The organism is Bradyrhizobium sp. 155 (assembly GCF_023101105.1).
GTDB classification, from domain to species: Bacteria; Pseudomonadota; Alphaproteobacteria; order Rhizobiales; family Xanthobacteraceae; genus Bradyrhizobium; species Bradyrhizobium canariense_D.
The window spans coordinates 2,898,831-2,913,740 of the sequence record NZ_CP064704.1 but is presented as its reverse complement, the minus strand read 5'-3'; the positions used below and the strand labels follow the sequence as shown (position 1 = coordinate 2,913,740).

At 64.1% G+C, this 14,910-nt stretch carries 12 protein-coding genes; 9 read left to right on the top strand and 3 right to left on the bottom strand.

The window, feature by feature from the left end; genetic code table 11:
• Positions 1 to 120: 120 nt before the first annotated feature.
• A complete protein-coding gene (locus IVA93_RS14080) occupies positions 121 to 1,728 on the bottom strand; it encodes an ABC transporter substrate-binding protein (RefSeq protein ID WP_247367947.1) in 1,608 nt (535 codons plus the stop codon).
• Between the two features lie 280 nt (positions 1,729 to 2,008).
• Here IVA93_RS14080 and IVA93_RS14075 point away from each other — a divergent pair, with 280 nt between their 5' ends.
• The 8 genes from IVA93_RS14075 to IVA93_RS14040 all read left to right on the top strand — a co-directional run bounded on the left by IVA93_RS14075 (position 2,009) and on the right by IVA93_RS14040 (position 12,178).
• Positions 2,009 to 3,139 carry a M20/M25/M40 family metallo-hydrolase gene (locus IVA93_RS14075; protein WP_247367944.1) on the top strand — a complete coding sequence of 377 codons (1,131 nt, stop codon included), beginning with the start codon at positions 2,009 to 2,011 and terminating at the stop codon, positions 3,137 to 3,139.
• 167 nt (positions 3,140 to 3,306) lie between these two features.
• Positions 3,307 to 4,248 carry an ABC transporter permease gene (locus tag IVA93_RS14070; RefSeq protein ID WP_007602533.1) on the top strand — a complete coding sequence of 314 codons (942 nt, stop codon included), beginning with the start codon at positions 3,307 to 3,309 and terminating at the stop codon, positions 4,246 to 4,248.
• Between the two features lie 20 nt (positions 4,249 to 4,268).
• Positions 4,269 to 5,156, top strand: coding sequence for an ABC transporter permease (locus tag IVA93_RS14065; RefSeq protein WP_247367942.1), 888 nt, complete (start codon positions 4,269 to 4,271; stop codon positions 5,154 to 5,156).
• A gap of 14 nt (positions 5,157 to 5,170) precedes the next feature.
• A complete protein-coding gene (locus tag IVA93_RS14060) occupies positions 5,171 to 6,820 on the top strand; it encodes an ABC transporter ATP-binding protein (RefSeq protein ID WP_247368071.1) in 1,650 nt (549 codons plus the stop codon).
• Between the two features lie 212 nt (positions 6,821 to 7,032).
• Positions 7,033 to 8,538: a M81 family metallopeptidase gene (locus tag IVA93_RS14055; RefSeq protein ID WP_247299781.1), complete on the top strand. Its 1,506-nt coding sequence runs from the start codon at positions 7,033 to 7,035 to the stop codon at positions 8,536 to 8,538.
• Positions 8,539 to 8,551: 13 nt separating this feature from the next.
• Positions 8,552 to 9,724: a M20 aminoacylase family protein gene (locus tag IVA93_RS14050; protein ID WP_085351102.1), complete on the top strand. Its 1,173-nt coding sequence runs from the start codon at positions 8,552 to 8,554 to the stop codon at positions 9,722 to 9,724.
• On the top strand, positions 9,717 to 11,138 hold the full coding sequence (locus IVA93_RS14045; protein WP_204511611.1) for an amidase: 1,422 nt from the start codon (positions 9,717 to 9,719) through the stop codon (positions 11,136 to 11,138). Before IVA93_RS14050 ends, IVA93_RS14045 begins: the two co-directional genes overlap by 8 nt.
• A gap of 149 nt (positions 11,139 to 11,287) precedes the next feature.
• The gene (locus IVA93_RS14040) at positions 11,288 to 12,178 is read left to right on the top strand and encodes a crotonase/enoyl-CoA hydratase family protein (RefSeq protein ID WP_085351100.1); all 891 of its coding nucleotides are present in this window, start codon (positions 11,288 to 11,290) and stop codon (positions 12,176 to 12,178) included.
• Positions 12,179 to 12,190: 12 nt separating this feature from the next.
• Here IVA93_RS14040 and IVA93_RS14035 read toward each other — a convergent pair whose 3' ends face one another.
• Both IVA93_RS14035 and IVA93_RS14030 read right to left on the bottom strand, forming a co-directional pair.
• Positions 12,191 to 13,168, bottom strand: a complete 978-nt coding sequence (locus tag IVA93_RS14035; protein WP_247789833.1) for an NADPH:quinone oxidoreductase family protein — start codon at positions 13,166 to 13,168, stop codon at positions 12,191 to 12,193.
• Positions 13,168 to 13,776 (bottom strand): 2-hydroxychromene-2-carboxylate isomerase, encoded by a 609-nt coding sequence (locus IVA93_RS14030; RefSeq protein WP_247367936.1) that lies wholly within the window; start codon positions 13,774 to 13,776, stop codon positions 13,168 to 13,170. Before IVA93_RS14030 ends, IVA93_RS14035 begins: the two co-directional genes overlap by 1 nt.
• 110 nt (positions 13,777 to 13,886) lie before the next feature.
• Here IVA93_RS14030 and IVA93_RS14025 point away from each other — a divergent pair, with 110 nt between their 5' ends.
• Positions 13,887 to 14,909 (top strand): methionine synthase, encoded by a 1,023-nt coding sequence (locus IVA93_RS14025; RefSeq protein ID WP_247367934.1) that lies wholly within the window; start codon positions 13,887 to 13,889, stop codon positions 14,907 to 14,909.
• The last annotated feature ends 1 nt before the right edge of the window (position 14,910 follow it).

The following is a 14,910-nucleotide window of genomic DNA, read 5'->3' as shown; positions in this document are numbered from 1 at the left end:
GAAAGCATCCGCTTTCTCAGCCGGCGTAAGGTCAACAAAGGACCGAGACTGGCAAAAGAGCGGCGCCGCTGATGACAGCGGCGCCGCATGATGATCCGGACGAAAGGAAGGGCCTTTGCCCTACTCCGACTTGTCGACGTTCCAGAACAGCGGGGTCGCGGGACCGTCGAGCACGCCGGTCAGCGATTTGCGCCAGCCGCTCGGCAGGAGATACTGCCCCAGCGGGATGTAGATCACCTGCTCATAGGCTTCCTTCTGGATGTCAGAGGCGATCTTCTTCTGATCGTCGAGCGAGGCGGCGCGAACGAAGTCGTCCTTGAGCTTTTCGATCTTGGCGTTCTCGGCCCAACCGAACCAGCCCTTCTTGCCTTGGCCGCCGATCGAGAGATTGGCGATCGGGTTGGAGACGTCGGCCGCGACCCAGTTGGTGAAGAACATGTTCCAGCCGCCCTCTTTCGGAGGCTTCTGACTGGCGCGGCGGCTCACCACCGTCTGCCAATCGGTCGCTTGCAGGTCGACCTTGAAGCCGGCCTCGCGCAGCAACTGAGCCGCAACGATCGGCTGCGCCTTCAGCGTCGTGACATCGCCGGGGGCCATGATCACGATCGGGGTGCCGTCATAGCCGGATTCGGCGAGCGCCTTCTTGGCTTCGGCCATGCCGTTGCCCTTCACCAGGGTCTCGGCACCGGCCTCCGTCGCGAACGGCGTATCGCACACGAAGAAGGCGCCACAGACCTTCTGATATTTGGCGTTGCCGACGAGCGCGTCGAGAACGTCCTTCTGGTTTATCGCCAGAAAGGCAGCACGGCGCACTTTGACATTATCGAACGGCGGATAAAGGAAGTTCATCCGGCCGAGCGTCTGGAAACCGAACTTGTTCGAGACCTCGATCGTGATGTCCTTGTTCGCTTCCAGTAACGGGAGCATGTCGTAAGGCAGATTTTCCACGAAGTCGATGTCGCCCGACTGCAACGCGTTCACCGCGGTCTGCGAGTCCGGCATGGTGATCCACTCGACGCGGTCGACCTTCACCACCTTGCCGCCGGAGGTCCAGCTCGACGGCTCCTTGCGCGGCACGTAATCGGTGTTCTTGACATAGACCGCCTTCACGCCCGGCTGGAATTCCGACTGCACGAACTTGAAAGGACCCGAACCGATCTGCTCGGGGATTTGCTTGTCCGGCGGCGTCTCGGCCAGGCGCTTCGGCATCATGAAGGCAACGCGGGAGGACGGCTTGCCGATCGAGTCGAGCACGAGGCCGTAGGGCTCCTTCAGCTTCAGCGTGATGGTCTTGGCATCGGTCGCCTCGATGCTGGCGGTGAAGTCGAGCAGTTTCTGGCCCATGCCATCGACTGCGGCCCAGCGCTTGAGCGAGGCGACGCAGTCCTCCGCCATCACCGGCGCACCGTCATGCCACTTCAGGCCGTCGCGCAGCGTGAAGGTGTAGGTGAGCTTGTCGTCGGAGATCTTCCAGTCCGCCATCTGCGGCTGGATCTTGAAGTTCGAATCGGGCGCCACGAGCGTGTCGTAGATCATGTAGCCATGGTCGCGCGTGATGTAGGCCGTGGTGAAGATCGGATCGATGATGCGCAGATCCGAATGCATTACCGCCGTGATGGTCTTGCCGGCCGCAAGCACCGGCGAGGCCAGTGCGGTCGAAAGCGCGACGAGCGACAGCGCAAGTTTGGAGGCGAACGCGCGAGGCCCCCGGCGCATCAACTTAAACATAAAAAGTTCTCCTGACGTGAAACTGTTCAAAGGCAGGTTATTGATTGAGCATCCGGTTCGTTCTTTAGGCGAACGAACCTCATGCAATGCCTTTATCTTTTCGAGACTTGCAGACGGTGCCGAGCGCGTCAATCCGGTTTCGCCGCAAGCCCAAGCGGCGCGCACACGGGCTCCACAAGGATCGGTTTGGCTCTACAACACTCTCCGCCTGTCCTGCCCCGCGCCGATGCAATGCGCGTTCCATGTTCCAAAGCCCAAGAGACATTGGAGAGACATTGAGATGAATCCAGCCAATCTTCCCTTCGATTCCGAAGCGATGCTCCAGGGTCTGCGCGGCTGGGTGGAATGCGAAAGCCCGACCTGGGACGCGAGCGCCGTGAACCGCATGCTCGATATCGCAGCGCGGGAGATGGCGATCATGGGTGCGACGATCGAGCGCATCGCCGGTCGCCAGGGCTTTGGCGGCGTGATCCGCGCCCGCTTTCCGCATCCGAAGCAGGGCGAACCGGGCATCCTGATCGCCGGACACATGGATACGGTCCACCCCACAGGCACCATCGAGAAGCTGAAATGGCGCCGCGAGGGCAACAAGTGCTATGGCCCCGGCATCTACGACATGAAGGGCGGCAATTATCTTTCGCTGGAAGCCATCCGACAACTGGCCCGCGCCTCGTTCACGACGCCACTGCCGATCACCGTGCTGTTCACGCCCGACGAGGAAGTCGGCACACCCTCCACGCGCGATATCATCGAGGCGGAAGCCGCGCGCAACAAATACGTGCTGGTGCCGGAGCCCGGCCGCGCCGACAACGGCGTCACCACCGGACGTTACGCCATCGCGCGCTTCAATCTCGAGGCGACCGGCCGACCCAGCCACGCCGGCGCGACCTTGTCGGCAGGCCGCTCGGCGATTCGCGAGATGGCGCGGCAAATCCTCACCATCGATGCGATGACGGGCGAAGACTGCACGTTTTCAGTCGGCGTCGTGCACGGGGGTCAATGGGTCAATTGCGTTGCCACGACCGCCACCGGCGAAGCGCTTTCGATGGCCAAGCGCCAGGCTGACCTCGATCGCGGCGTCGAGAGGATGCTGGCGCTCTCCGGTACAACCAATGATGTCACCTTCAAGGTGACGCGCGGCGTGACACGTCCGGTTTGGGAGCCTGATGCCGGCACCATAGCGCTGTATGAAAGGGCGCGCGGGATCGCCAAGTCGCTTGGCGCAGAACTGCCGCATGCGAGCGCCGGCGGCGGCTCCGACGGCAATTTCACGGGCGCAATGGGCATCCCGACTCTCGACGGCCTGGGCGTGCGTGGCGGCAACGGCCACACGCTCGAAGAGTATATCGAGGTTGAAAGTCTGGTCGAACGCGGCCGGCTGATGGCGGGGCTGCTCGCGACTCTGGAGTAACGGCGCGAGCCACATCGCCAAAACGGGCCAGATCACCGAAACAAGTTGACCGCACTGCAAAAACGGTGGCCCGGATGGCATGGGAATTGCTGAAATGTTAGGCTGGTGGCAGAACCCCAGGCTCCAGCCGCTGTCTCTGATTTGACTCTCATCTGACGGGATCCAACTTGCTCGGATATCTCCTTCGCCGAATTCTCGCCGCCGTGCCCGTGATGGGCGTGGTGGCGCTGTTCGTCTTCCTCCTGCTCCGCCTCACTCCGGGCGATCCCGCCGCGATTCTGGCCGGCGACAACGCCACGCCGGAGCGGCTCGAGCGCATCCGCACCTCGCTCGGCCTCAACGAGCCGCTGATCGTGCAGTTCATCACCTGGCTGAACAAGCTGCTGCATGGCGATCTCGGAACGTCACTCATCTCCAACCTTCCGGTGATGAAGATGATCGGCCAGCGGGTCGAGCCGTCGATCTCGATCGCGCTGTCGACCATCATCCTCGCCGTCATCGTCGCTGTTCCTCTGGGCGTGATCGCGGCCTGGAAGCACGGCACCTGGATCGACCGCTTCGTGATGGGCCTGTCCGTGCTCGGCTTCTCGGTGCCGGTGTTCGTGGTCGGCTACATCCTGATCGAGGTCTTCGCGATCGACCTGCGCTGGGTGCCGGTGCAGGGCTTCCGCAGCATCTCGAACGGGTTTGGGCCGTTCTTCGAGCGCATCATCCTGCCGACCTGTGCGCTGTCCTTCATCTATATCGCTTTGATCGCGCGCATGACGCGCGCGGCGATGCTCGACGTGCTCGGCGAGGACTACGTCCGCACCGCGCGCGCAAAAGGCATCAACGAGGTCGCCGTGATGATGCGGCACGCGCTGCGCAACGCGGCCGTGCCCGTGATCACGGTGATCGGTACCGGCTTTGCGCTTTTGATCTCCGGGGTCGTCGTCACCGAGAGCGTGTTCAACATCCCCGGCATCGGCCGCCTCACAGTGGATGCGGTGCTGGCGCGCGACTATCCGGTGATCCAGGCGATGATCCTGCTGACGTCGCTGATCTATGTCGTCGTCAATCTCCTGATCGACGTCGCCTACACGCTGCTCGATCCCCGGATCCGGTACTAGGGCTAAGGATAACAACAAAAATGTCGGTCGATACCCTTCCCCAGTCCTCCATCCCGATCACGTCGCCGATGCGACCGCGCCTCGGATTCCTGACCTCGACGCCGATCATCGCGGCGGCGACCATCTGCCTGGTGTTGGTTGTGCTGATCTCGATCCTGGCACCGTTGATCGCGCCGTATGATCCGATCCAGCTTGCGCCCTCGCAGCGGCTGAAGCCCTCTTCGGCGCAATTCCTGCTCGGCACCGATGCCTATGGCCGCGACCTGCTATCGCGCGTGATGTATGGCGGACGCATTTCGCTTCTGATCGGCATCGGCTCGGCGATCATGTCGATCGTCATTGGGTTGGCGATCGGCCTCGTCTCCGGCTTCTTCAAGCTGGTCGATTCCGTCATGATGCGGATCATGGACGGCCTGATGGCAATGCCCAGCATCCTGCTGGCAATCGCCGTGGTGTCGCTGTCCGGCGCCAGCCTCTGGACGGTGCTGATCGCGATTACGATCCCCGAAGTTCCGCGCGTGGCACGCCTGGTGCGTTCGGTCGTGCTATCGGCGCGCGAAGAGCCCTATGTTGAAGCGGCGATCTCGGTCGGCACATCCCTGCCAAAGATCATGTGGCGGCATTTGATGCCGAACACGATCGCACCTCTGATCGTGCAGGGCAGTTATGTCTGCGCGTCCGCGATCCTTACTGAGGCCATCCTCTCCTTCCTCGGCGCCGGCATCTCGCCGGAAACGCCGACCTGGGGCAACATCATGGCCGAGGGCCGTCAGTACTTCCAGCTCAAGCCGACGCTGATCTTCTGGCCGGGCCTGCTGCTCTCGATCGCCATCCTCAGCATCAATTTGATCGGCGACGCCGCCCGCGATGCACTCGATCCGCGGATGAAGCAGCGGGAAGGCAAATGATGACCGATCAAGCGATGACCAGCCCCATCCTCGACATCAACAACCTCATCGTGTCCGTCGGCAAGAAGCCGAATGCTGCAAACATCCTCGACGGCATCTCGATCCAGGTGCACGAGCGCGAGACGCTGTGCCTTGTCGGCGAAAGCGGCTCGGGCAAGTCGGTGACCTCGCTGACCACCATGGGTCTGCTGCCGAAGGGCACGCTGGTTCCCACCGGCGGCAGCGTCAAGCTGGTCGGTGAGGAGATTCTCACCGCGACCGACCGCCGCCTGCGGCAGCTCCGCGCGACCCGGATGGCGATGATCTTCCAGGAGCCCATGACGGCACTCAATCCGGTGATGCCGGTCGGCCGCCAGATCGACGAAGTCCTGCGCGCGCACACCAAACTCGACGCGAAGGCGCGCAAGAAGCGCATCCTCGACATGATGGAGCAGGTGCGTCTGCCCCAGGTCGAGCGTATCTTTGCCTCCTACCCTCACCGACTCTCCGGCGGTCAGCGCCAGCGCATCATGATCGCGATGGCGCTCGTGCTCGAACCGAAGCTGCTCATTGCGGACGAACCGACCACCGCGCTCGACGTCACCACGCAGAAGCAGATCTTGACCCTGATCCGCGACCTCCAGCGCGATCACGGAACCGCAGTGCTGTTCATCACCCACGACATGGGCGTGGTCGCCGAGATCGCCGACCGCGTCGCCGTGATGCGGCAGGGCCGACTGGTGGAGACCGGAACGCTGGATTCCATCCTGCGCAATCCGACCATGGAGTACACCCGCAACCTGCTTTCCGCAGTGCCGAGCCTGGTGCCGCGCGCGGCACGGCTTGAGACCAAGGAACCGGTGGTGCTGGAAGCCAACGAGCTTGGGAAGGTCTACCGCGAGCGCGCGTTCTTCGGTAAAGGCCGCGAAGTCGTCGCTGCCGACAAGGTCACGCTGACGCTGCGCAAGGGCCGCACGCTCGGCATCGTCGGCGAGAGCGGCTCAGGCAAATCGACCGTGGCGCGCTGCATCGTCCGCCTGATCGACCCGACTTCGGGCGGCGTGCGCCTCTCCGGCCGCGAGATCTCGGACATTTCGCGGCGGCTGTTGCAGCCGCATCGGAAGAAGATCCAGATCGTATTCCAGGACCCCTACCGCTCGCTCAACCCGCGCGTCACCGTCGGCGAAAGCATCGCGGAAGGCCCGATCAATTACGGCGTGTCGCATGCCGACGCAACGAAGCGTGCGCGCGAATTGCTCGAGCTGGTCGGCCTGCCCGCCGATGCGGTCGCGCGCTATCCGCACCAGTTCTCCGGCGGCCAGCGTCAGCGCATTGCGATCGCCCGCGCGCTCGCACTCGATCCCGACGTGCTGGTCGCGGACGAGGCGGTCTCCGCCCTCGACGTCTCCGTGCAGGCGCAGGTGCTGGAACTGTTCGACGAGATCCAGCAGCGGCTCGGCATCGCCATCCTGTTCATCACTCACGATCTACGCGTCGCAGCACAGATCTGCGACGAGGTCATGGTGATGCAACACGGCCGCGTCGTCGAGCAGGGTCCGGCCGCCGAAGTGCTGACGCATCCGAAGGAGGCGTACACCAGAGCCTTGCTCGAGGCAGCGCCAGGCCGCGGCTGGGATTTTGCGAACTTCCGGCCGGTGGCCGAGGGCGCGGCGGCCAGCGCCTAGTCTCTCGCCTCGTCATTGCGAGCGCAGCGAAGCAATCCAGACTGTCCCCGCGGAGGGATTCTGGATTGCTTCGCTTCGCTCGCAATGACGGTGGTTGCGACAAGCATTCCCAAAACGGCTTGACGCCATGCGCGGCGCGATTGCTTCCCGGCTTGCTCTCGCCGCAAGCACAGGGCTAACGTCGCGCACTTTCAATTGCTGGACTTGAGTTGATGACACGTATCGCCGTCGGCGGCTTCCTGCACGAGACCAACACCTTCGCTCCGACGAAGGCGACGTTCGCGGACTTCCAGCACGGCGGCGGCTGGCCGGCGATGACGCAAGGTCCCGACGTGCTGAAGGTGATGCGCCGCATCAATGTCGGCCTCGCCGGTTTCGTCGACAGCGCCGAGGCCCACGGCTGGGAACTCATTCCAACGATTGCCTGCGGCGCGAGCCCTTCGGCGCATGTCACCAAGGACGCCTTCGAGCGCATCGTGAAGGTCATGGTCGATGGCATTGCAGCCGCCGGCCCGATCGACGCCGTCTATCTCGATCTGCACGGCGCGATGGTCACGGAACATCTCGACGACGGCGAAGGCGAGATTCTCGCGCGCGTGCGCCGCGTCATCGGCAAGGACATTCCGCTGGTCACCAGCCTCGATCTCCACGCCAACGTCACCCCCGAAATGATTGAGCATGCGGACGCGCTGATCGCCTACCGCACCTATCCCCATGTCGACATGGCCGAGACCGGCCGCGCCTGCGCGCAACATCTCGCATTGCTTCTGAAGACACAGCGGCGTTTCGCAAAGGCCTTCCGGCAATTGCCGTTTCTGATTCCGATCAGCTGGCAGTGCACCAACGACCAGCCGACCAAACGCATCTACGAAAAGCTTGCCGCGCTGGAGAGCGACGCGGTTCCGACGCTGTCCTTTGCCCCCGGCTTCCCCGCCGCCGATTTCCGCGATTGCGGGCCGAGCGTGTTCGCCTATGGCAAGACGCAAGCCGATGCCGACCGCGCGGCGGATGCGATCGTGAAGCTGATCGAAAGCCACGAGGACGATTTCGACGGCAAGATCTGGTCACCTGATGACGGCGTACGCCACGCGATGGAACTCTCGAAGGGCGCCAGCAAGCCGATCATCATCGCCGACACCCAGGACAATCCCGGCGCCGGCGGCGATTCCGACACCACCGGCATGCTACGCGCGCTGGTCCGCAACAAGGCCAGCGCGGCGACCGGCGCGATCTACGATCCGGAATCGGCCAAGGCCGCGCATGCAGCCGGCGCCGGTGCCACCGTGACGCTGTCGCTCGGCGGCAAGTCCGGCATTCCCGGCGACGAGCCCTATCGTGCGACCTTCGTCGTCGAAAAACTTTCGGACGGCCGCTTCATCGCGCCCGGTCCCTACTACGGCGGCCGCGAGATGGAGATGGGCCCGTCGGCCTGCCTTCGCATCGGCGATGTCCGGGTCGTCGTATCCTCGCATAAGGCGCAGCTCGCCGATCAGGCAATGTACCGCTATGTCGGCATCGAGCCGACCGAAGAGAAGATTTTGGTCAACAAGAGCTCGGTGCACTTCCGCGCCGATTTCGAGCCGATCGCAGAAAAGCTGATGATCTGCGCCGCCCCCGGCGCGATGCCCGCGGACACAGCCACGCTGCCATGGACGCGCCTGCGGCCGGGCATCCGCATCAAGCCGAACGGCCCGATTTTCACTCCCTCCTCACGCTAACTGGACAGAACACATGCCCACGATCGACCGCATCGACGGCTATGCCGACGAACTCACTGCTATCAGGCGCGACCTTCACGCCCATCCGGAAATCGGCTTCGAGGAAGTGCGCACCTCCGGAATCGTCGCGGACAAGCTGAAGAGCTGGGGCATCGAGGTGCATCGCGGTCTCGGCGGCACCGGCGTGATCGGAGTCATCAAGGGCAAGGGTTCGAGCGGCAAGCGTATCGGGCTTCGCGCCGACATGGACGCGCTGCCGATGGAGGAGAACACCAATCTGAAATGGAGCTCGAAAATCCCCGGCCGCTTCCACGGCTGTGGCCATGACGGCCACACCACCATGCTGCTCGGCACCGCGCGCTACCTCGCCGAAACCAGGAACTTCGACGGCACCGTGCACCTGATCTTCCAGCCGGCCGAGGAAGGTCTCGGCGGCGCCCGCGCGATGATCAAGGACGGGCTGTTCGAGAAATTTCCCTGCGACGAACTCTACGGCCTGCACAACGCGCCCGACCTCAACCACGGCGAGATCGCGATCCTGCCCGGCCCCGCGATGGCCAGCGCCGACTTCTTCGACCTCCGCATCACTGGCTACGGCGCGCACGGTGCGATGCCCGAACGCTCCAAGGACGCGGTGATCATCGCGACCACGCTGGCGCAGGCGATCCAGACCATCGTCAGCCGCAACGTCGAGCCGCTGCAGGCCGCCGTCGTCTCGATCACGCAGATTCACGCCGGTTCGGCGTACAACGTCATCCCCGGCGAAGCGCATCTTTGCGGCACCATCCGCACTTTCTCGAAAGAAGTCCGCATCCTGATCAGCGAACGCATTCGCACGATCTGCGCCGGCATTGCGAGCGCCTATCAGTGCGTGATCGACGTCGACATCCGCGACACCTTCGATGTGCTGGTCAACCAGGTCGAGCAGTCCAAGGTGGTCGAGGAGGTCGCGCGCACCATCGTCGACCCCGCCAACGTGATCACCCGCGCCCAGCCGAAGATGGGCAGCGAGGATTTCGCCGACATGCTTCAAACCATTCCCGGCGCCTATTTCTGGGTCGGCCACGACGGCTCGGTGCCCGTGCACAATCCCGGCTTCGTGCTCGACGACAAGATCCTGCCGATCGGTGCCAGCATGTTCGCCCGGATCATCGAGACCCGGATGCCGGTGGGTGCCCATGCATAAAAAGGGTGTCGAAGAGGAAGTCACCTCGCTGCACGATCTCTCTGCGGTCGATCTGATCGCGGGCTATCGCGCCAAGCAGTTCTCGCCGAGCGAGGTGCTGGAAGACGTGCTCGCGCACGTCGCCGCGTGGGAGCCGCACCTCAAGGCGCTTTATGCATTCGATCCCGACGGCGCGCGCGAGACCGCGAAGGCCTCGACCGCGCGCTGGTCCGGGGGCGAGCCGTCCGGAGCGCTCGACGGCGTGCCGGTGACGGTGAAGGACAACATCGCGACCAAAGGCGTGCCGGTGCCGCTGGGCGCGGCCAGCGTCAAGCTCGTGCCGGCCGAGAAGGACGCACCGCCCGCCGCGCGCCTGCGCGAAGCCGGCGCGATCATCTTTGCCAAGACCACCATGCCCGATTACGGTATGCTGTCCTCGGGGCTGTCCTCCTTCCACGCGCTCGCCCGCAATCCCTGGGACCTCTCCAAGAACCCCGGCGGCTCCAGCGCCGGCGCGGGCGCCGCTGCGGCGGCTGGCTATGGTCCGCTGCATCTCGGCACCGATATCGGCGGCTCGGTCCGCCTGCCCGCGGGCTGGTGCGGCCTCGTCGGATTGAAGCCGAGCTTTGGCCGCGTGCCGATCGATCCCACCTATGTCGGCCGCGTCGCCGGCCCCATGACCCGCACCGTTGACGATTGCGCGCTGATGATGAGCGTGATCGCAAAACCCGACCGGCGCGACGGCATGAGCCTTCCAGCGGAGCCCCTCAACTGGAAGGGGCCGGAGAAATCCCCGCGCAAATTGCGCATCGGATTGATGCTCGATCCCGGCGTTGGCCTGGCGCTGGAGAAACCGGGGCGCGAGGTCGCGGTAAAGGCGGCGAAAGCGTTCGAATCCGCAGGCGCCGTCGTCACCGAGGTCGACGGCATCCTCACGCGCGAGATGCTCGACGGGCTCGACAGCTTCTGGCGCGCACGGATGTGGGACGATCTGTCCAAGCTGACGCCCGCCGAACAGGCAAAGGTGCTGCCCTACATTTTCAAGTGGGGCGAGTCCGGCGCGAAGCTCTCGGGCGTCGACGTCATCAGGGGCTTCAACCAGACCATGGCAATCCGCGCTGCGGCATCAAAGCTGTTCTGCGAGCTCGACTATGTGATCTCGCCGACCGCGCCGAACGTGAATTATCCGGCGGAGTGGGCCTCGCCGACCAACGATCCCATGAAGCCGTTCGAACACATTGCCTATACCGTGCCATGGAATATGTCGGAGAATCCGGCGATCTCCATCAACGGCGGCTTCGACGCCAAGGGTTTTCCCATCGGCGTGCAGATCGTCGGCCGCCGCTTCGACGATATCGGCGTGCTTGGCATGGCCAAGGCTTTCGAGAGCCTGCGCGGGCCGCAGAAGCCCTGGCCGAGCCCGCCGGCGAATTAGATACACTCCGTCATGGCCGGGCTTGTTGTTTAGACTGGCCATCCGCGTTCTCTTACTGGCCGCCACATGCCCAGTCCGCGCAAGACGGACGCTGGCGGCTATGCATGACGTCTCTTCGAGACAGAATTCAGGACAGGAAGGAAACCACCATGGCGTATGAGACGATCAAATACGAGGTCGCCGAGCAGATCCTCACCATCACGCTGAACCGGCCCGACAAGCTCAACGCCTTCAACGCGCAGATGCAAGGAGAGCTGATCGACGCGTTCGACGCCGCCGACAAGGACGACGACGTCCGCGCCATCATCGTCACAGGCGCCGGTCGCGGGTTTTGCGCGGGCGCAGATCTTTCGTCGGGCGCGGACACCTTTGATCGCGACGCGCGTCGCGGACCGGTGAAGCGCTTCGCCGACGGCAAGGTCGACTACAGTGATTCCCAGGTGCGCGACGGCGGTGGCCAGGTGACACTGCGCATCTTCAAATGCCTGAAACCGGTGATTGCCGCGGTGAACGGTCCCGCGGTCGGCATCGGTGTTACCATGCAGCTCGCGATGGACATCCGCATCGCCTCCGATGCCGCGCGCTTCGGCTTCGTGTTCTCCCAGCGCGGCATCGTGCCGGAGGCGGCCTCGAGCTGGTTCCTGCCGCGCATCGTCGGCATCTCGCAGGCGCTGGAATGGTGCTATTCGGGCCGCGTCTTCCCGGCCCAGGAAGCCCTCGCAGGACGTCTCGTCAGCAAGGTCGTGGCCCCCGATGATCTGCTGCCGACCGCCCGCGCGCTCGCCAAGGAATTCGCGGCCAAGACCGCGCCGGTATCGGTGGCGCTGATCCGGCAGATGATGTGGCGCATGATGGGCGCTGACGACCCGATGGAAGCCCACAAGGTCGACAGCCGTGGCATCTACGCCCGCGGCCGCTCCGACGACGTGAAGGAAGGCGTGGTGTCGTTCCTGGAAAAGCGCCCCGCGCAGTTCAAGAACAAGGTATCGAGCGACATGCCGGATTATTTCCCGTGGTGGACTGAGCGGGAGTACAAGTGACCTTGTAGGCGCTTAGTCCATCACCAGCGCCACACGCCCGATCGCCTTGCGGTCGATCAGCAACCGCATCGCCTGCGCAAACTCCTCCAGCGGCAGGCGATGCGAGACGTTAGGGCGCAGCTTGCCCTCTTCCGCCCATGTGAGCAGCGCCCTCAGGCGCACTTCGCCAAGCGGTGGATTTTTCCGCACGGCCTCGCCGGCACGCACGCCGAGCACGCTGGCGCCTTTGATCAGCAAGAGATTGGTTTTCGCCGAGCCGATGCCGCCGGTGAAGCCGATCACCAGCAGCCGTGCGCCCCAGGCGATGCAACGCATCGAGTTTTCGAACACTTCTCCGCCGACGGGATCGAACACGACGTCGGCACCGCGCCCGTCGGTAATACGTTTGACAACATCACGAAACGGCTCGCGGTCGTAGCGCACGAGATGATCGGCGCCGCGCGCCTTGGCGATCGCGAGCTTTTCGTCGCTGGACGCCGTCGCGATTACGGTGGCACCCAGCATCTTGCCGATCTCGACGGCAGCAAGGCCCACGCCCCCGCCGGCGCCATGCACCAGCAGCACCTCGCCCGGCACCACCCGGCCGCGGTCGATCAGCGCGTGATAGGCGGTGCCGTGCCCGGCGAGATAGGTCGCGGCTTCCGCATAGTCGAACGTGGATGGCTTCGGCGTGAGCTGCGACGGCGTCACCACGGCTTCATCCGTGAAGGCGCCGTGCCGCATCTTGACGATGACCTTGTCGCCGACGGCGACGCCGCTCGCCTCTGCGCCGACTTCGGTCACGTCGCCGGCCGCCTCCATGCCCGGCGTGAACGGCAGCTCCGGCTTGAGCTGGTATTCGCCGGCCGCCATCAGCACGTCGGGAAAATTCAGGCCGGCGGCACGGATCGCGACGCGCACTTCGCCCGGCTTCAGCTCGCGCGACGGAAACTCTTCGAGCTGCAATTTTTCGGGCGCGCCGAGCGCGCGGCAAACGACAGCCCGCACCATCAGGCCGCGCTCGCCTTGCCGCGCAGCAGCGCCTCGCGGATCAACGGCAGGCGGTCATTGCCGAAATACATGTCGGTCTTGCCGAGAAAGATCGTCGGCGAGCCAAAGCCGCCGCGGGCGACGACTTCTTCGGTGTTGGCCTTGAGCTGATCCTTGATCCCCTGCCCCGAAATGCCCGCGAAGAATTTCTGCTCATCGACGCCGACCTTCCTGCAGATCTCCGCGAGCACTGAATCCTGCGAGATGTCCTTGTCCTCGCCCCAATAGGTCTCGAACACCGCCGTGGCGAAAGGCACCGATTCGTGCCCGAGCCAGATGCAGCCGCGCATCGCTTTCACGCTGTTCACCGGAAATACCGTCGGCGGCATCTTGATCGCGAGACCGGCCGAGCGCGACCAGTCGGCAAGGTCCTTTTTCATGTAGCGCGCCTTCAGCGGCACCGGCGTCTCACGCTGCGCGTAGACACTTGGGTTGACCGTATTGAAGATGCCGCCCACCAGGATCGGCCGCCAGATGATCTCCGCGCCAACCTCCCTGGCCAGCGGCTGGATGTTGTGGAAGGCGAGATAGGTCCAGGGGCTGGAACAGTCGAAGAAGAATTCGATCATGGCGTTTCCGGTCCGGCGCCGCCGGTTTCAAGGCGGCTTTTGTTGTTCTGTACCTCGACGTTAAGACATGGCAGGAAGGGGCGCAATCATAACCCGCCGAGAGGGCCGCCATGCTGTTTCCAACCACGATCGCCGGCTCCTTGCCGAAGCCGGAATGGCTCGCCGAACCCAACATGCTCTGGGCGCCCTGGAAGTCGCAAGGCGACGAGCTCGTCCGCGCCAAGCGCGATGCGACGATGCTTGCCGTTAAAGTCCAGGAGGACGCCGGGATCGACATCGTCACTGAGGGCGAGCAGGCCCGGCAACATTTCGTCCACGGTTTCCTGGAGAAGATCGAGGGCATCGATTTCGCCCACAAGGTCGAGATGGGTATCCGCAAGGATCGCTACAAGGCGATGGTGCCGCAGGTCGTCGCCCCGCTCCGGCTGAAGAGCCGCGTCCACGCCGACGAGGCGCGTGTCGCCCGCGCGCACACGATGAAGAAGCTGAAATTCACCCTGCCCGGCCCGATGACCATCATCGACACCATTGCCGATCGCTACTATGGCGACCGCGTCAAGATGGCCTTTGCGTTCGCCGAACTGCTGAACGAGGAAGCCAAGGCGCTCCAGGCCGACGGCGTCGATCTCGTGCAGTTCGACGAGCCCGCGTTCAACGTCTATATGGACGAGGTCAACGATTGGGGCATCAAGGCGCTGGAGCGCGCCGCGCAGGGCCTGACCTGCGCCACCGCCGTGCATATTTGCTACGGCTACGGCATCAAGGCCAACACCGACTGGAAGGAAACGCTCGGCTCGCAATGGCGGCAGTACGAGCAGATATTTCCCGCGATCGACGCCAGCCCGATCCAGCAGGTCGCGATCGAGTGCCGCAACTCGAAGGTGCCGCTTGACCTGCTTGCGCTGCTCAAGTCCAAGATCGTGCAGGCCGGCGTGATCGATGTCGCCAGCGACACGGTGGAGACGGCCGAGGATGTCGTGCAGGTGATCGACGCGGTGTCGAAATTCGTGCCCAAGAGCAACATCATCGCCACCACCAATTGCGGCATGGCGCCGATGCGGCGCGAGATCGCCGAAGCCAAGCTGATGGCGCTCGGCGCGGGTGCCGCGCTGGCACGCGAGAAGCTGGGTTAGG

Coding starts and splice junctions, on each gene's coding strand:
- IVA93_RS14080 (WP_247367947.1), bottom strand. CDS start 1,728: ATGTTTAAGTTGATGCGCCGGGGGCCTCGCGCGTTCGCCTCCAAACTT.
- IVA93_RS14075 (WP_247367944.1), top strand. CDS start 2,009: ATGAATCCAGCCAATCTTCCCTTCGATTCCGAAGCGATGCTCCAGGGT.
- IVA93_RS14065 (WP_247367942.1), top strand. CDS start 4,269: ATGTCGGTCGATACCCTTCCCCAGTCCTCCATCCCGATCACGTCGCCG.
- IVA93_RS14060 (WP_247368071.1), top strand. CDS start 5,171: ATGACCAGCCCCATCCTCGACATCAACAACCTCATCGTGTCCGTCGGC.
- IVA93_RS14055 (WP_247299781.1), top strand. CDS start 7,033: ATGACACGTATCGCCGTCGGCGGCTTCCTGCACGAGACCAACACCTTC.
- IVA93_RS14050 (WP_085351102.1), top strand. CDS start 8,552: ATGCCCACGATCGACCGCATCGACGGCTATGCCGACGAACTCACTGCT.
- IVA93_RS14045 (WP_204511611.1), top strand. CDS start 9,717: ATGCATAAAAAGGGTGTCGAAGAGGAAGTCACCTCGCTGCACGATCTC.
- IVA93_RS14040 (WP_085351100.1), top strand. CDS start 11,288: ATGGCGTATGAGACGATCAAATACGAGGTCGCCGAGCAGATCCTCACC.
- IVA93_RS14035 (WP_247789833.1), bottom strand. CDS start 13,168: ATGGTGCGGGCTGTCGTTTGCCGCGCGCTCGGCGCGCCCGAAAAATTG.
- IVA93_RS14030 (WP_247367936.1), bottom strand. CDS start 13,776: ATGATCGAATTCTTCTTCGACTGTTCCAGCCCCTGGACCTATCTCGCC.
- IVA93_RS14025 (WP_247367934.1), top strand. CDS start 13,887: ATGCTGTTTCCAACCACGATCGCCGGCTCCTTGCCGAAGCCGGAATGG.